This window comes from Pseudonocardia sediminis (assembly GCF_004217185.1).
GTDB classification, from domain to species: Bacteria; Actinomycetota; Actinomycetes; order Mycobacteriales; family Pseudonocardiaceae; genus Pseudonocardia; species Pseudonocardia sediminis.
Genome location: NZ_SHKL01000001.1, coordinates 3,155,486 through 3,172,064 on the forward strand (window position 1 = coordinate 3,155,486; position 16,579 = coordinate 3,172,064).

At 73.1% G+C, this 16,579-nt stretch carries 14 protein-coding genes and 1 pseudogene; 8 read left to right on the top strand and 7 right to left on the bottom strand.

The window, feature by feature from the left end; genetic code table 11:
* Nucleotides 1–22 precede the first annotated feature (22 nt).
* Nucleotides 23–1,399 (bottom strand): PLP-dependent cysteine synthase family protein, encoded by a 1,377-nt coding sequence (locus EV383_RS14670; protein ID WP_207223529.1) that lies wholly within the window; start codon nt 1,397–1,399, stop codon nt 23–25.
* Nucleotides 1,400–1,533: 134 nt separating this feature from the next.
* Between EV383_RS14670 and dprE2 the strand changes: the two genes are divergently transcribed.
* Nucleotides 1,534–2,280, top strand: coding sequence for a decaprenylphospho-beta-D-erythro-pentofuranosid-2-ulose 2-reductase (dprE2, locus tag EV383_RS14675; RefSeq protein ID WP_130290436.1), 747 nt, complete (start codon nt 1,534–1,536; stop codon nt 2,278–2,280).
* Between the two features lie 70 nt (nt 2,281–2,350).
* Here the strand turns inward: dprE2 and EV383_RS14680 are convergent, their stop codons facing one another.
* Nucleotides 2,351–3,607 (bottom strand): acyl-CoA dehydrogenase family protein, encoded by a 1,257-nt coding sequence (locus EV383_RS14680; protein WP_130290437.1) that lies wholly within the window; start codon nt 3,605–3,607, stop codon nt 2,351–2,353.
* A 104-nt stretch (nt 3,608–3,711) separates the two neighbouring features.
* On the opposite strand from EV383_RS14680, the gene EV383_RS14685 reads away from it, so the two are divergent.
* The 4 genes from EV383_RS14685 (at nt 3,712) to EV383_RS14700 (ending at nt 9,120) form a co-directional block, all read left to right on the top strand.
* Complete coding sequence (locus EV383_RS14685; RefSeq protein ID WP_242623103.1) at nt 3,712–5,163, top strand: phosphotransferase family protein; 1,452 nt, start codon at nt 3,712–3,714, stop codon at nt 5,161–5,163.
* 110 nt (nt 5,164–5,273) lie between these two features.
* Complete coding sequence (locus EV383_RS14690) at nt 5,274–6,395, top strand: NDMA-dependent alcohol dehydrogenase (protein ID WP_130290438.1); 1,122 nt, start codon at nt 5,274–5,276, stop codon at nt 6,393–6,395.
* 196 nt (nt 6,396–6,591) lie between these two features.
* Nucleotides 6,592–7,716, top strand: coding sequence for an NDMA-dependent alcohol dehydrogenase (locus tag EV383_RS14695; protein WP_242623104.1), 1,125 nt, complete (start codon nt 6,592–6,594; stop codon nt 7,714–7,716).
* A gap of 300 nt (nt 7,717–8,016) precedes the next feature.
* Nucleotides 8,017–9,120, top strand: coding sequence for a dipeptidase (locus tag EV383_RS14700; protein ID WP_130290439.1), 1,104 nt, complete (start codon nt 8,017–8,019; stop codon nt 9,118–9,120).
* A gap of 2 nt (nt 9,121–9,122) precedes the next feature.
* Here the strand turns inward: EV383_RS14700 and EV383_RS14705 are convergent, their stop codons facing one another.
* Entirely contained in the window at nt 9,123–9,788 is a 666-nt protein-coding gene (locus tag EV383_RS14705) for a maleylpyruvate isomerase family mycothiol-dependent enzyme (RefSeq protein ID WP_130290440.1), read from the bottom strand.
* 43 nt (nt 9,789–9,831) lie between these two features.
* Nucleotides 9,832–10,338 (bottom strand): DUF309 domain-containing protein, encoded by a 507-nt coding sequence (locus EV383_RS14710; protein WP_130290441.1) that lies wholly within the window; start codon nt 10,336–10,338, stop codon nt 9,832–9,834.
* A 120-nt stretch (nt 10,339–10,458) separates the two neighbouring features.
* On the opposite strand from EV383_RS14710, the gene EV383_RS14715 reads away from it, so the two are divergent.
* Complete coding sequence (locus tag EV383_RS14715; protein WP_130290442.1) at nt 10,459–11,217, top strand: SDR family oxidoreductase; 759 nt, start codon at nt 10,459–10,461, stop codon at nt 11,215–11,217.
* A 4-nt stretch (nt 11,218–11,221) separates the two neighbouring features.
* Here EV383_RS14715 and EV383_RS14720 read toward each other — a convergent pair whose 3' ends face one another.
* A complete protein-coding gene (locus EV383_RS14720; protein WP_130290443.1) occupies nt 11,222–12,061 on the bottom strand; it encodes a MerR family transcriptional regulator in 840 nt (279 codons plus the stop codon).
* A 41-nt stretch (nt 12,062–12,102) separates the two neighbouring features.
* Nucleotides 12,103–13,026 carry a TIGR03854 family LLM class F420-dependent oxidoreductase gene (locus EV383_RS14725; protein WP_207223530.1) on the bottom strand — a complete coding sequence of 308 codons (924 nt, stop codon included), beginning with the start codon at nt 13,024–13,026 and terminating at the stop codon, nt 12,103–12,105.
* Nucleotides 13,027–13,406: 380 nt separating this feature from the next.
* On the opposite strand from EV383_RS14725, the gene EV383_RS14730 reads away from it, so the two are divergent.
* Complete coding sequence (locus tag EV383_RS14730; RefSeq protein ID WP_130290444.1) at nt 13,407–15,467, top strand: transglycosylase domain-containing protein; 2,061 nt, start codon at nt 13,407–13,409, stop codon at nt 15,465–15,467.
* A gap of 25 nt (nt 15,468–15,492) precedes the next feature.
* Here the strand turns inward: EV383_RS14730 and EV383_RS14735 are convergent.
* Nucleotides 15,493–16,157 (bottom strand): annotated as a pseudogene (locus tag EV383_RS14735) (TIGR03086 family metal-binding protein).
* 98 nt (nt 16,158–16,255) lie between these two features.
* On the opposite strand from EV383_RS14735, the gene EV383_RS14740 reads away from it, so the two are divergent.
* Nucleotides 16,256–16,576, top strand: coding sequence for a DUF3817 domain-containing protein (locus EV383_RS14740; protein WP_130290445.1), 321 nt, complete (start codon nt 16,256–16,258; stop codon nt 16,574–16,576).
* Nucleotides 16,577–16,579: the final 3 nt, after the last annotated feature.

Consider the following 16,579-nt stretch of genomic DNA (forward strand, 5'->3'; position numbering starts at 1 on the left):
CGCGTCACTCGGGGAAGGCTGCTCAGGTGTGCAGCGCTGCGCGGGTGGTCGTGGTGACGGCGCGGCCGTCGACGAGCACCAGCACCGGTGCGTCGGCGGGACCGTCGCCGATCCGGGCCCGGGCCGCGGCGGCGCCCTCCCCGTGCCCGACGGCGGGCGGCGGCGGTCCGGCGTGCGCGCCCACCTCGGCGGACGGGTCGAGCGTGGCCAGGTCCGCGACCGCGATCGTGCCGACGACGTCCGGTCCCGACCACGTCGTCGCGTCCGTGCGCCGCGGCTGGACGACCGGGACGACGGCGGTCCCCGGGGGCACCGCCGTGATCAGGGATGCGACCGTGCTCGTCGACGGCGCCACGAACAGTCCGGGCTCGTAGGTCCCGACCCGGTCGCGGACCAGGGGCCCTCCGGGGGCGTCGAGGAACCCGAGGGTGGTGAGCCAGTCGTCGTCGAAGTACTTGGACAGGTAGATCCGTCCGGAGTCCGGCAGCACGGCGACGACCAGCGCATCCGGACCGGCGGTGGCCGACACCCGCAGGGCGGCGGCCACCGCGGTCCCGGCCGAGCCCCCGACCAGCAGACCCTCCTCGCGGGCGAGCCGGCGCACGGTGCGCAGCGACTCGCCGTCGCCGATCCGCTCGAACCGGTCCGGCACGGACGTGTCGAACACCGACGGCCAGGTGTCGGTCGTGGTGCCCGGGTGCAGGTAGTGCCCGACGGCCTCGATGAAGTACGGGCTGCCGTCGCCGCCGCCGTAGCGCGAGGACTCGGGATCGGCGGCGACGACCGTCACCCCACCCGTGCGCTGCAGGTAGCGGCCGGTGCCGGTGATCGTGCCGCCGGTTCCGGCACCGGCCACCAGGTGGGTGATCCGCCCGCCGGTCTGGGCCCAGATCTCCGGGCCGGTGGTCTGCTCGTGCACGTCCGGGTTGGCCCGGTTGCCGTACTGGTCGGCCAGCCACGCGCCCGGGGTCTCGGCGACGATCCGCGCCGCGAGCTGCTGGACGTGGCGCGGGTCCTCACGCGGGACGAGCCCGGGTGTCGGGACGACCTCGGCGCCGTAGGCCTTCAGGAGCTGGATCTTCTCCTTGGTCGTCCGGTCCGGGACGACGAACACCGCCCGGTACCCGCGTGCCGCGGCGACCATGGCCAGGCCGATCCCGGTGTTGCCGGACGTGCCCTCGACGATCGTCCCGCCGGGAGTCAGCGCCCCGGAGCGCTCGGCGTCGAGGACCATGTTGAGCGCCGCGCGGTCCTTCACACTCCCGCCCGGGTTGGCCCACTCGGTCTTCACCCAGACCGGCGCGCCGCCGTCCGGGACGATCCGGCGCAGCCGCACCAGCGGGGTGGCGCCCACCGCCTCGAGCACGGAGTCGTACACGGGTCCGCCGTCGCTCAGCACGGACCGATCGTGCCTCACCCGGCGGCCACCCGCCCCGCGCCGCACTCATGCGGCACGAGTTCGGCACGGCGGTACAGAAGTGCCATGAGTGGGGCCGCGCCGGGCGCCGCGGGTGGGCTGGAAGAGTGACCGTCGTGGGCGGAACGGTGCTGGTACTGGGCGGTCGGAGCGAGATCGGGCTGGCCGTGGCGGAGCGGCTGGCCGGGAGCGAGGCGAGCACGGTCGTGCTGGCCGCGCGGCGCTGCGGTGAGCTGGAGGTCGAGCGCGAGCGTCTGCGACGGGCCGGTGCGACGACCGTCGACGCGGTCGAGTTCGACGCCGACGACCTCTCCTCGCACCGGACGCTGATCGACGACGTCACGGCCCGGCACGGCCGGATCGACACCGTCGTCGTCGCGTTCGGGATCCTCGGCGACCAGGCCCGCGCCGAGACCGACGCCGCGCACGCGGCCGCCGTCGTGCACACCGACTACGTCGCGCAGGTGCACGTCCTCACCGAGCTGGCCGCCACGCTGCGCGCCCAGGGGGAGGGGACGCTCGTCGTCTACTCGTCGGTGGCCGGGGTCCGGGTGCGGCGCGCCAACTACGTCTACGGCTCGGCGAAGGCCGGGCTCGACGGCTTCGCCTCCGGCCTGGCCGACGCGCTGCACGGTTCCGGGGTGCGGTTGCTGCTGGTCCGGCCCGGTTTCGTGATCGGGCGGATGACCGAGGGGATGAAACCGGCGCCGCTGTCGTCGACGCCCGAGCAGGTCGCCGACGCCACCGTCGCCGCACTGCGGAAGGGCCGCGGCGGCGACGTCTGGGTCCCCGGCACCCTGCGCGCCCTGTTCGCCGTCCTGCGCCTGCTGCCCCGCCCGATCTGGCGACGCATGCCGCGCTGACCTGCGCGATCGCACTCGTGCGCGGATATCGTCGCCCTGGCAGCGATATCCGCGCACGGGCGCGGCAGCGCTATCCGCCCGTGAAGCCGAACAGGTGGCCGGCGACCTTCCGCATCTGGATCTCCTCGGATCCCTCGGTGATCCGGTAGCGGCGGTGGTGGCGGTAGATGTGCTCGAACGGCTGGTGGCGGCTGTAGCCCAGGCCGCCGTGCACCTGCATCGCCCGGTCGGCGGCGTCGCAGACGAGGCGGTTGGCGCGGTAGTTGCACATCGACACCCGGTCGCTGACCTCCATGTGCGGGCGCACGTCGAGCTCGTGCGCGGTCGCGCGGACCAGCACCCGGCACATCTCGGCCTCGGTGTGCAGCTCGACCAGCGGGAACTGGATCGCCTGCCGGCGCGAGAGCGGCTCACCGAACGTCACCCGCTCCTTTGCGTAGGCGACCGAGCGGTCGATGCAGTACTGCGCCGCCCCGACCCCGGACGCGGCCTGGCGGATCCGGTTCTCGTGCACGAACGTCTGCGCGACGGCCAGCGCGCGCCCCTCCTCGCCGAGCATCGACGACGCCGGCACCCGGACGTCGTGCAGCTCGACCTCGCCGTGGTCGGTGGGCATGTTGAACGTCCACCAGTAGAACGGCACGGAGAAACCCGGGGAGTCGGTCGGGACCAGGAACGCGCTGATCGCGGCCGCCTTGCCGCCGCGTGAGGTCTCGCTCTCCGAGGTCCGGGCGAAGATCAGGTCGTGGGTGGCGGTGTGCACGCCGGTGTTCCAGCGCTTGCGGCCGTTGATGACCCAGTCGTCGCCGTCGCGGACGGCGGTGGTCTCCAGCCAGGTCGCGTCGCTGCCGTGGTCGGGCTCGGTCAGCCCGAACCCGACCCGGCGCTCGCCGGTGATGATCCGTTCGCAGAACTCCTCGCGCTGCGCGGGCGTGCCGAAGCGCCACAGCAGCAGCAACGCGGGGAAGTTCCCGACCACCGAGGACTCGTCCTGCAGGTCGTTGTGCAGCCCGAGTCCCCGGTGCGCCAGGTGCTCGCGAACGACGGCCATCGCCAGGTTCGACCCGGCCCGCCCGCCGAGCTCGACCGGGAGCCCGTAGCGCAGGAACCCGGCCGCGTCGGCACGCCGGCGCATCTCGCCGAGCAACGCCTCCCACTCCGGTCGCGGGGTGCCGTCGGCCTCGAAGTCGGTGCGGGCCCACTCGCGGCGGTGGTCGAAGAAGCGCTCGTTGTCGTCGGCGGCCTGCAGCGGGACGATCTCGTCGGCGATGAACGCGTCGAGGTCGGCGAGCAGCGTGGTGATCTCGGTGGGCAGGGTGCGATCCACTCAGGGCTCCCTCGTCGTTGCGGGAGATCGGTCCGATCATCGACGCTACCCCTCGGACGCGCCGGTGCCGATCGTCGAATGCCGGTGCGGGACGGGGGGTCGGTGTGGACGGCGCGGCGCTGGAGGCGGTCCTGCGACGGGCATGGGGGACAACGGTGCAGGTCACCGGCCTGTCGCGCCTGGCGGGCGGGGCGAGCCGCGAGACCTGGGCGTTCGACGCCACCCCCGGCGGCGGTCCCGACGGCGGGAGCGCACCGGTCCCGCTCGTGCTGCGCCGCGACCGTCCCGACGACGCCGACGCCGCCGGGATGGCCCGCGAGGCGGCCGCGTTCACCGCCGCCGCCGCGGCCGGCGTGCCGGTCCCGCGCCTGCACGCCCACGGCGACGGCGCGGTCCCGGCCTCGGAGGACGGCGGGGCACCGGCGTCCGGCGGCCCGGCCGTCGGTACCCCGTTCCTGATCGTCGACCGTATCGACGGCGAGACGATCCCGCGCCGCCTGCTGCGCGACGAGCGCTGGGCCGCCGTGCGCCCGCGCCTGGCCCGCGAGCTGGGACGGGTCCTGGCCCGGATCCACACGATCCCGCCCGCCGACGTCCTGACCCCCGGCGTCGGCGATCACCTCGGCACCGGCGACCGCCTCGACGCCCTGCGCGACCGCCACGACCGCTTCGGCGAGCCGAACCCCGCGCTGGAGCTGGTGTTCCGGTGGCTCGAGCTCCACCGCCCGCCCGTGGTCGAGCCGCACCTGGTGCACGGCGACTTCCGCACCGGCAACCTGCTGATCGGGCCGGGACCCGACGGCACCGACGGCACCGACGGCGTGCTCGGCGTCCTGGACTGGGAGCTGGTGCACGCCGGGGACCCGATGGAGGACCTGGGCTGGCTCTGCGGCAAGGCGTGGCGCTTCGGCTCGCCGGAGCCGGTGGGCGGGTTCGGCCCCTACGACGAGCTGTTCGACGGCTACGCCGAGGTCGCCGGCACCCGGCCGGACCCCGGCGTCGTCCGATGGTGGGAGGTCTTCGCCGCCGTGCACTGGGCAGTGATCTGCCGGATGCAGGCCGAGAGGCACCTGTCGGGCACCGAGCGGACCGTCGAGATGGCCGTGCTCGGGCGCCGCGCCGCCGAGTCCGAGCACGACGCGCTCCTGGCGCTGGGCCTGACCGCCCCGGCCGCCGTCCCCGACCTGCTCGACGAACCGGCCCGGGCCGCGGACCTGCACGGACGCCCCACCGTCGACGAGCTGCTCGAGGCCGTCTCGGGTTTCCTGACCGACGAGCTCCCCGACGCACTCGACGACGCGAGGCTGCGGTTCAGCGCGCGCGTCGCGGCGAACGCACTGGCCATCGCCCGGCGTGAGCTGCGCGCCGGGCCCGCCCACGACGTCGCCCACCGGGAGCGACTGGCCGCGCTCGGCGTCACCGGCGACACCGCCCTCGCGGCGGCGATCCGGGCCGGCGGGATGGACGGACGCGCCGACGTCGTCGACGCCGTCCGGGCCGACGTCGTGGCGCGGCTGCGGGTCGCGAACCCGCGTCACACCGGCCGTCCGGGCTAGACGTTTCGGCCGTCGGGGTCGAATCCGCGAAGGACGCTTCCCGCACCGTGACGGCGGTCATATCGTCGGCCAGGCATCCGAGGAGACAACGACGTCGAGGGAGGCCCGCGATGCGGACCCGTGGAGCAGTGATCCGGCAGGCGCCGGGGAAGTACGAGGTCGTCGACCTCGAGCTGGAGGACCCGCGGCCGGACGAACTGCAGGTCAAGATGGTCGCGTCGGGCATGTGCCACTCCGACGACCACTTCGCCACCGGCGACATCACGGTCGGCACCTACCCGATGGCCGGTGGCCACGAGGGCGCGGGCGTCGTCACGAAGGTCGGGCCGAACTCGAAGGGGATCGAGGAGGGCGACCACGTCATCTTCTCGTTCATCCCCTCGTGCGGGCACTGCCGCTGGTGCGCCAGCGGGCAGCAGAACCTGTGCGACCACGGCGCGTCCATCCTGGAGGGACCGCGCTGGACCGACGGGACCTACCGGCTCCGCACCGTCGACGGCGACGAGGCGGTCGGCCAGGCCTGCGGCATCTCCACGTTCTGCGAGACGACGACGGCGTCGATCGAGTCGGCCGTGAAGATCGACAAGGACATCCCGCTGAACGTCGCCTGCCTGGTCGGGTGCGGTGTCGGCACCGGCTGGGGTTCGGCGGTCAACGCCGCGGAGGTCAAGCCCGGGCACACCGTGATCGTCATGGGCATCGGTGGCATCGGGATCAACGCCGTGCAGGGCGCGAAGCACGCCGGCGCGGCGAACATCATCGCCTGCGACCCGGTGGCCTTCAAGCGCGAGAAGGCCCAGGAGATGGGCGCGACGCACGCCGCGTCGAGCATGGAGGAGGCCACCGAGCTGGCCAAGCAGTTCACCAACGGGCAGGGCGCGGACTCCGCGATCGTCACCGTCGGTGTGACCACCGGCCAGCACGTCGCCCAGGCGTTCGCCTCGATCCGCAAGGCCGGGACCGCCGTCGTCACCGGCATCGGGGACATCACCGAGGTCGGCGTCCCCATCCCGGTCGCCGAGCTGACGCTCTACCAGAAGCGCATCCAGGGAGCCCTGTTCGGCGGCTCCAACCCGAACTGGGACATCAAGCGCCAGCTCGACCTGTACCGGACCGGTGCGCTCAAGCTGGACGAGCTGATCACCAAGACCTACAACCTCGACGAGATCAACCAGGGCTACCAGGACATGCGCGACGGCAAGAACATCCGGGGTGTCATCGAGTACTCCTGAGCGACGCACCGCCGGGTGACCGGCGTTTCACGCGGAGTGAGGGTCGGGACGTCGTACGCGGCGTCCCGACCACCTCCGACAGACGACAATCGACTGATCGGCGTCGATTGCCGTGTGGTACTTCCGCCCGGGTGACCGGAGCCATATGGTCTCGTGCGCATCCCCGCAGACGATGATGTCGAAGGAGAACACGACAGTGGCTCAGACCCGCGGAGCAATCGTCCGGCAGGCGCCGGGCAAGTACGAGGTCGTCGACCTCGAGGTGGACGACCCTCGCGACGGCGAGGTCCAGGTCAAGATGACCGCGTCGGGCCTCTGCCACTCGGACGACCACATCGCCACCGGTGACATCCCGGTCGGCATCTACCCGTTCGCAGGTGGCCACGAGGGCGCCGGCATCGTGACCAAGGCCGGCCGCAACAACAAGGGGCTCAAGGAGGGCGACCACGTCGTCTTCTCCTTCCTGCCGTCCTGTGGCCACTGCCGCTGGTGCGCGTCGGGCATGCAGAACCTCTGCGACCTCGGGGCGGGCCTGCTGGCCGGCACCCGGTGGGAGGAGGACACCACCCGTCTGAAGCTGACCGACGGCACGTCGGTCGGCCAGATGTGCGGCATCTCGACCTTCTGCGAGACCACGACGGTCTCGCAGGACTCCTGCGTCAAGGTCCCGGACGACATCCCGCTCGACGTGGCCTGCCTCGTCGGCTGCGGCGTCGGCACCGGCTGGGGCTCCGCGGTCAACGCGGGCGAGGTCCAGCCCGGCCACACCACGATCGTCATGGGCATCGGCGGCATCGGCATCAACGCGGTGCAGGGCGCCCGGCACGCCGGAGCGTCGAACATCATCGCCGTGGACCCGGTCGCGTTCAAGCGTGAGAAGGCCCAGGAGCTCGGCGCCACGCACGCGGTCGAGTCCATGGAGGAGGCCACCGAGCTGGCCAAGCAGTTCACCAACGGCCAGGGCGCCGACCAGGCGATCATCACCGTCGGCGTGATCAAGCCCGAGTACGTGGGTCAGGCCATGGCCTCGATCCGCAAGGCGGGCACCGTGGTCGTGACGGCGCTGGGCAACATCGCCGACACCACCGCGCTGCCGGTCTCGCTCGCCGACGTCACCCTGTTCCAGAAGCGGATCCAGGGCGCGATGTTCGGGCAGTCCAACCCGAACTGGGACATCCTGCGCCAGCTCGACCTGTACCGGTCGGGCGCGCTGAAGCTCGACGAGCTCGTCACCAAGAACTACACCCTCGACGAGGTCGCCCAGGGCTACCAGGACATGCACGACGGCAAGATCATGCGCGGCGTCATCAAGTACAGCTGACCTCCCGTGCGCGGATATCACCGTCCTGGCGGTGATATCCACGCACGACCTCTCGGCCGACCTGGGGCCCGGTTCGCGACAGCGCGGACCGGGCCCCGTCGCGTCGGGTCGCGGACAAGGTCTTCCACCTCACCGACGGCGAGCTGGACGTCGACCTCGACGGCGTCACCCACACCCTGCCCACCCCCGACGTCGCGCTCGGCCAGGCCGGTCCCCCCGCTCCGGACGCGGTCGCCGCGCACGCCGCCGCGCACGGGGTGCAGATCCTGGCCCCGGCCGGCTGATCGCATACTGCGGACCATGACCGCAGCCGACCTGCTCGCCGCAACTCCGCTCGTCGACGGCCACAACGACCTCCCGTGGGCGCTGCGCCTGCTGGACGGGCCCGAACCGGACCTGGCGGCGGTGGAGCCGCGCCTGCACACCGACCTGCCGCGGCTGCGGGCCGGAGCGGTCGGGGCGCAGTTCTGGTCGGTCTACGTCCCCGGCTCGTTCACCGGCGACAGCGCCGTGACGGCGGTGTTCGAGCAGATCGACCGGGTGCACCGCCTCGCCGCCCGCTACCCGGGTGACCTGGCCCTGGCCGACACCGCCGACGAGGCCGAGGCCGCGTTCGCCGGCGGTCGGGTCGCGTCGTTGATGGGCGCCGAGGGCGGGCACGCGATCGCCGGCTCGCTGGGCGTCCTGCGGTCCCTGCGCCGGGCCGGGGTCCGGTACATGACGCTGACCCACAACCTGAACAACGACTGGGCCGACTCGGCCACCGACGAGCCCGTGCACGGCGGGCTGGCCCCGTTCGGGCGCGTGGTGGTGGCCGAGATGAACCGGATCGGCATGATCGTCGACCTTTCGCACGTCGCCGCGACGACGATGCGCGACGCACTGGAGACGACGTCGGCCCCGGTGCTGTTCACCCACTCCGGCGCCCGCGCCGTCACCGACGTGCCGCGCAACGTGCCCGCCGACGTGCTCTCGGCACTGCCCGGCAACGGTGGCGTCTGCATGGTGACGTTCGTGCCCCGGTTCGTCTCGACCGTCGTCGCCGACTGGGACACTCGCCTCGCGGAGGAGATGACCGCGGCGGGTCTGGACCACCGCGACCTCGCCGCCCGCAACGCGTTCGCCGACCGGTGGGACGGCCCGGCCGCCCCGTCGGCGACGATGGACGACGTCGTCGCGCACCTCGACCACGTCCGCGAGGCGGCCGGGATCGACCACATCGGGATCGGCGGCGACTACGACGGTGTCGCCGACCTCCCGGTCGGGCTCGAGGACGTCTCCGGCTACCCGCGCCTGTTCGACGCGCTGCTGGCAGGCGGCTGGAGCAGCGACGACTGCGCGAAGCTCGCCGGGCGCAACGCCCTGCGCGTGCTCCGGGCGGCCGACGAGGTCGCGACCGGCTGAGCTCAGGCCAGCCGCCGGGTCATGTCGGCCAGCGCCGGGCCGTCGAGCGCCGCGAGTCCGGCCGGGCGACCGGTGACGGCCAGCAGCAGGTCACCGGCGGGCCCGCGCAGCTCGTGCGTGCCCTGGCCGTTCGACCAGCCGGCGTCGGTGGCGACGAACCGGATCCCGGCGAACCGCTTCGGGATCGTCAGGAACGGGCTCTTCCACACGTGGTCGAGCGACGGGACGGCCAGATCGGCCGGTATCGCGCGCCGCCGTCCGAGCGGGCGGAGGATGTCCTGGCCGTGCACCAGGACGTCGACCAGGGGGTCGAGCTTCCCGGCCAGGGCGAACTTCCGGTCCAGGCCCGCGGTCTCCCGGAGCAGGCCGAGGAGCTCGGCGGGGCCGAACCGCCGGGCGTACTCCCGCGCCTCCTCCGCCGAGACCCGGTCGAAGTCACCGCGCGCCCTGATCATCGCGAGCATCGTGGCGACGAACGGCGACCGGTTGGACAGGGCCAGGTGGGCGAGGACCTCGTGGCAGGTCCAGTCGCCGCACAGCGACGGCGTCGCCCACTCGGCGTCGTCGAGGGTGTCGAGCACGTCGGCGAGGCCGAGCCGTTGCGCCTCGACGTCGGCGAGCATCGCGACCCGTCGCCCGACGGTCGCCGACTTCTCGTTCCGTGTCATGCCGGTAGGACCTGCGGCGCGGGCCGGACTCATCGGCCTGCGGTCAGGCGTCGGCGCGCAGCCGCGGGGCGAGCTCGGCGGGGGAGAGGGTGACGACGCCGTCGCGCTCCACCCGGTCGGCCACCGCGGCGGCGTGCCGGCTCAGCCCGGGCAGGTCCAGCCCGGCCGGAGCGGGCACCGTCGCCGACGACGCCCACTCGCCGACGCCCTCGGCCCCTCGGCGCAGCAGCGAGACCGCGCCGCGGGAGTTGTGCCGCTGGGCGTGGGTGAGCCCGACGGCGAGCTGGGCGAGCGCCCGCCACAGTTCGCGGGTGTCGTCGCCGGAGGCCTTCCACGCGCCTTCGAGGACCTCGTGCGCCTGGAACGGCAGACCCTCGTCGAGCAGGCGCTGGGCCTCGGCGACGGACTCCTCCGGGGTCAGGACCAGGTCCTCGGGGACCCGCTCGACGCCCTCGGCGCCGTGCGGGAGCGGACGCCCGGCGGCGTCGCGGGGACGGGCGTTGCGGGCGCGACCGCGTTCGTCGCGGTCCCGGCGCTGTGCTGAGGACATCGGTCCGAGCCTGCCACCGCCGACGCACCGGTGCAGCCCACGTGACGCATCCCCCGTCCCGTCGACGGGTGATCACCACCGGGTTAGGTTGCTCCTCCGACGACGTTCGAGGAGGAACACGTGAGCGGACTGTTCGACGTGGCGGGCAAGGTCGCCCTGGTCACCGGCGGTACCGGCGGGATCGGCTTCATGATCGCCCAGGGGCTGAAGGAGGCCGGGGCGACGGTCTACGTGGCCAGCCGCAAGGCCGACGCCTGCTCCGCCGCGGAGTCCGAGATCGGCGTCGTCGGCATCCCGGCGGACCTGTCGAGGGAGGACGAGTGTCTGCGCCTGGCGGGCGAGATCTCCTCGCGAGAGGACCGCCTGGACATCCTGGTCAACAACGCCGGCGCCACCTGGGGCGCGCCGCTGGAGGAGTTCCCGGCCGCGGCCTGGGACAAGGTGCTCGACCTCAACGTCAAGTCCCCGTTCTTCCTGACACGGGCGTTCCTGCCGCTGCTCGAGGCCGGCGCCACCGACGACGACCCGTCGCGGGTGATCAACATCGGGAGCATCGACGGCATCCGGGTCCCGGAGCTGCCGAACTACTCCTACTCGGCGTCCAAGGCCGCGGTGCACCACCTCACCCACGTGCTCGCCCGCGACCTGGGCCCGCGCAGGATCACGGTGAACGCGATCGCGCCGGGCCCGTTCCCGTCGAAGATGATGCGGGCGACGCTGGAGGCCGCGGGCGACGAGATCGCCGCGACCTCCCCGCTGGGCCGGATCGGGCGGCCGTCGGACGTGGCCGGCGCGACGATCTTCCTGTCCAGCCTGGCCGGTGCCTACGTCACCGGCGCGGTGATCCCCGTCGACGGCGGCATCTCCACGACGAAGTAGGCCCTCAGCCCATCGTGACGGCGAGCTCCACACCGATCAGGCCCTCGTCGCCCAGGATCCCGACCTGCCGGACGGCGGCGAGGTCACCGCTCTCGGGGCCGTCCTCCTCGGCCCGCCGGGCCAGCTCGCTCAGCAGGGCGATGAAGGCCGGGTGCGGCACACCCTCGGGGAGGGTCTCGCCGTCGGTGTAGAGGTGGCGCGACACCAGCTCGCGTCGCTCCGGCAGCGTGCCGGCGCGGACCTCCATGTCGGGGAGGGTGAGCCCGTCGCCCACCGGTTCGGCGGTCGGCCAGCACAGGGTGAGCTCTGCCAGCTCGGGTCTGCTGGGCACCGCGTCGATACCGGTCCAGAACGGTCCGGTCGGCGGGTGACCGTGCTCGGTCAGGGCCCGGTGCAGGTCGCCGAACGCGGTGTTCGTGGAGTCGTCGCCGACCTCTTGCGACCCGTCCGTCGCGATGTGCACGACGACGGCGGCGAAATGCTGCAGCGGCGCCTCCCGCTCCTCGACCGGGCCGGGGTTCTCCAGCGCCGCGGCCAAGTACTCCGCAGCGTCGAGCGCGGCGTCCTGCGCGGCACGCGCCGCCGTCACCTCGGTACGGAAGTCGGTGAGGATCTCGCGTGTGGTGGCCGGATCGGTGAGGGCACGGCGCACCGACTCCACCGGTACGTCGGCATCCCGCAGGGCCTTGATCACCACCGCGTCCCGGATCTGGGCGTCCCCGTAGGCACGGTGGCGTGTCTGCGGGTCCACCCGGGCCGGGACCAGCAGGCCCCGTTCGTCGTAGTGCCGCAGCGCCTTCACCGTCAGGTCCGTCGACTGGGCGAATTGTCCGATGCTCAGCATGGGGCCAGTGTCGGGCCTCCCCGTGGGGGAGGTGCAAGCGATCAGTTCTCGAGCGGTCCCAGCTCGGCGGAGAACTGGTCCAGGAAGGCCGGCCAGTCCTCGACCGGTCCCGCCGGGCGGACGACGAACTTCGTCAACCCGCCGTCGACGAACTGCCGGATGAGCTCCCGCGCGCCGTCCCAGCCGCGGGCGATCAGCTTCTCCGGGTCGACCTCGGGCCGCTGCTCCGCCGAGCGTCGCAGCATCGCGGTCACCCGGTCCTCCCTGGTCCCGGGCAGGACGATGCTGACGTTCGTGCCGTAGTGGTCCTCCTCGACCTCCCGGCCGGCCTCGCGCGCTGCGTTCTCGATCGTGACCCGGGCGCGGGCCGCCTCGTCGGGGGTCAGGAAGCTGCCCAGCCAGCCGTCGGCGAGGCGGCCCACACGGCGCAGCCCGACCTCGGCCCGGCCGCCCAGCCACAGGTCCAGCGGACGGGACGGGCGCGGGTTCACGCTCGCGCCGTCGAGGGTGAAGTGTGTGCCGTGGTGGGTGACCTCGGGCTCGGACAGCAGCCGGCGCAGGACGACCAGTGCCTCCTCGAACACCTCGGCCCGCACGCCGTCGACCGGGTAGAGCTGGCGCTCGGCGGGGGTGGCCGCACGGACACCGAACGCGGGCAGGATCCGCTTCGGTGCGAGCACGGCCAGAGTCGCGAGCTGCGAGGCGAGCAGCGCCGGGTTGCGCCCGGGCAGGACGATCACCCCGGTGCCGACCTTCAGCGAGCGGGTGCGCGCGGCGGCCCACGCCATGCCGGTGATCGCGTCCACGCCGCCGGCCGAGACCAGGTCGGGCAACCAGAGCGAGTCGATGCCGCGCGACTCCAGCGCGTCGACGAACTCGTCGAACTCGGTGCCGGGGCTCTCGGGGTGCAGGCCCACCGAGCCGATACCGATGCGGACCTTCATCAGGGGCGTGGAGACGGTCACCGACTCGACGCTAACCGCGCCCGTCGGCCCCGGGCAACGTGATCCCGCTCAGGTGCCCGTGCGGGGGGTGGTGGAGCGGGCCCGTGGCGTCCCCGCCGGGACCGGCCCGGTCGGCCGGTGTGGGACCGGCGGCGGTGTCGGGCGGCGCGGACCCCGGGGTGGCAGGGGAGGCCGGGACGTCGCCGCCGAGCTCGGCCTTCAGGATCCGTACCGGGGAAATCCGCTCATCTCCGGTGTCGCAATTCACAGGGGATTCTCAAGAACTGTCCGAATCGTCGTCCACGTCGTTTTCCTCCGCCGGGGTCGCACTCGCCGGGTCCACCGCGACGCGCCGGGTCTCGACGCACGCGAGCCGGGACCGTGCTGGTAGACCTGGTGATGTGCGTAGGGAACGGGGACGGCAGCTGGCTGCGTTGGTCGTGGTCGGCGGGGTGCTGCTGGCCGGGATCCTGTTCCCGGTCGTGGGTGGTGGCGGAATTCTCGCGAAGCAGGTCGCGGAATCGGCGACGGAGACGTCCGGGTCCATTCGCAGCGGAATTCTCCCGTCCGCGACGGTGATGACCGATTCCTCCGGTGCGCCCGTCGCGTACTTCTACGACCAGTACCGGATCTCGGTGCCGAGCGAGAGGATCTCGGTCGCGATGAAGGCCGCGATCGTCGCCATCGAGGACCGCCGGTTCTTCTCCCACGGCGGGGTCGACCCCGTCGGCGTCGCGCGGGCGCTGGTGAACAACTCCGAGGGCGCGTCGCAGCAGGGTGCCTCGACCCTGACCGAGCAGTACGTCAAGAACTACGACCTCTACGTGACGGCACGCACCGAGGCCGAGAAGCAGGCGGCGGTCGCGCCGAACTACGCCCGCAAGATCAAGGAGGCCGAGCTGGCGGTCAGCCTGGATCACCAGCTGACCAAGGACCAGATCCTCACCGGCTACCTGAACCTCGTGTACTTCGGGCACGGCGCCTACGGCGTGCAGGCCGCGGCGCAGGCCTACTTCGGGGTCGACGCGAGCGCGCTGACGGTCCCGCAGGCGGCGCTGCTGGCCGGGATGGTGCAGAGCCCCGGCCCCTACGACCCGGCGCGGCACCCGGACGCGGCGAAGGGCCGCCGCGACATCGTGATCGAGCAGATGCGTCAGGCCGGGTCGATCGACCCGGCCCAGGCCGCGCGGTCGACGGCGTCGCCGCTGGCGGTGAAGCCCGACCCGTCGGTGCCCGGCGAGGGCTGCACGGGTGCGGGGGACGCCGGCTACTTCTGCGACTACGTCGTGCGCTACCTCACCGAGGCCGGGATGAGCCAGCAGCAGCTCATCGACGGCGGCTACACGATCCGGACGACGCTCGACCGCAGGCAGCTCGGCTCGCTCAAGGCCGCGATCGACGGCCAGGTCCCCGCCGACCAGCCGCACGTCGCCGACGTCATGTCGATCGTGGCGCCGGGGGCGACGTCGCACCCGGTGACCGCGATGGCCGCGAACCGGACGTTCGGCAACGCCGAGGGCCAGTCCGCCTACGGGCTCCCCTACGAGCCGGAGAACCTCGGCGCGGGCTCGGTCTACAAGATCTTCACCGCGGCGACGGCGCTGGAGCAGCACGACATCGGCATCGACTCGATCATCCCGGTCCCGCCGGACGGCTACGCCTCGCCGATCTACCGCAACGGCGACGGCTCCTCGGTCCCGGTCGGCAACGCCGGGAAGTACCCGCCGCAGCTCTCCCTCACCGACGCCCTGGCCGAGTCGCCGAACACCGCGTTCGTGAAGCTGGAGGAGACGACCGGGATCCCGCCGGTCGTCGACATGGCGGTGCGCCTGGGCCTGACCTCGCTGGCCGAGTCCTCCTCCGACGGGGGCGACGACTCCCCGTCGATCGCGACGACGATGAAGGACCAGCGCCTGGGCTCGTTCACCCTCGGTGTCACTCCGACCAGCGCACTGGAGCTGGCGAACGTCCAGGCGACCCTGGCCTCGCACGGCACCTGGTGCCCGCCGGCGCCGCTGCAGTCGGTGACCGGCCAGGACGGGCGGCCGGTCCCGATCACTCAGGCCGCCTGCACGCAGGCGGTCGCGCCGGGCATCGCCGACACCCTGCTGACCGGCATGAGCAAGGACGACCAGCCCGGCGGCACGTCGGCCGCGGCGGCGCGGACCATGGACTGGACCCGCCCCGTCGCGGCGAAGACCGGGACGACGCAGGAGTACAAGTCGGCGACGTTCGTCGGGACGACGCCGACCCTGGCCGGCGCGGCGATCGTGTTCGACGACTCCAGCTCGCCCAAGCCGATCTGCGAGGGCAGCCCGCCGCACACCTGCGGAGGGGGCAACATCTACGGCGGTATGGCCCCGGCCCGGACCTGGTACCGGGCGATGGGCGACATCCTCGGCGACAGCCCGGTGGTCCCCCTGCCGGCGCCCGACCCGGAGTACCTCACCGGGCGGCAGTGACCCGCCGGTCCTTACGACGGGTTCGTCAGGGAGCCCAGCGGGGGTCGCGGCCGGAGTAGCCGAGGGCGCGCTCGAACGCCGGGGCGTCGTCGGGTACGTCGACCACGGGGCCGAACAGGCCCTGCCGGCCCTCCTCCTGGCCGGGGCCCGACATCGACGACGTGAACTCCAGGACCACCGCCACCGCGGCGTCGTCCGGGCGGAAGTCCTGACCGGTCGCGACGGCCAGGTCCCACCCGTGCAGGACGACCTCGTCCAGGGCGACGACGCCGGCGACCTCCCCGGGCAGGTCGAGGCCACCCGCCTGCGTCATGCCCTCCCAGGCCCCGGGCGCGGTCCAGGCGGCGGCGAGCTCCTCGAGCACGGCCGGGACCGCCTCCCGCCAGCCGGCGACCAGGTTCTCGCAGACGGCTGCGGCGACTGCGATCCACCCGGTGGCACGGTCCTGGTGGCGGCGTCGCGGAACGCCCCGGCCAGGCCGTGCAGGTGGTCGAGCAGGGTCGCGACGGTCATGCCGGGGCACGGGGTGGACGCGGCGAGCCGGTCGTCGGGCACCTGGCGGACCAGCTCGGCGACGGCGCGGGCCGTCGGGGTGAGGTCGATCGTGGGCGTGGTGGTCTCGGGCACGGCTCGCTCCTCGGGTTCGGTGTGCGTCTGCCGGGGTCGACCGCGACGGGAACCCGTTCTCATCGGTGTCCGTGGGATTCGACACCCGGTAGAAGTTGAGGCGGGCGGGTGCGGCACAGTGGACGGCGGTAACGACCGACCCGTCCTGCAGGAGCGGCCCCATGATCGAGCCCACCGTCCTGGCCCGGATCTTCCGCGGCGTCGCCATCGCCGAGGCGTGCTCCTGGACCGGACTGCTGATCGGCATGGTCTTCAAGTACCTGGTCGTGTTCGACGACATCGGCGTGAAGGTCTTCGGGCCGATCCACGGCGCGCTGTTCGTGGCCTACGTGATCGTCACGCTCCTCACCGCGCGGACGTTCCGGTGGGACCTGCGCACGACGGTCGTCGGCCTGCTGGCCAGCATCCCGCCGCTGGTCACGATCTGGTTCGAACGCCGGGTCGCCCGCCGTGGGCAGCTGGACCCGGTCGCCGCGGCCTGAGCC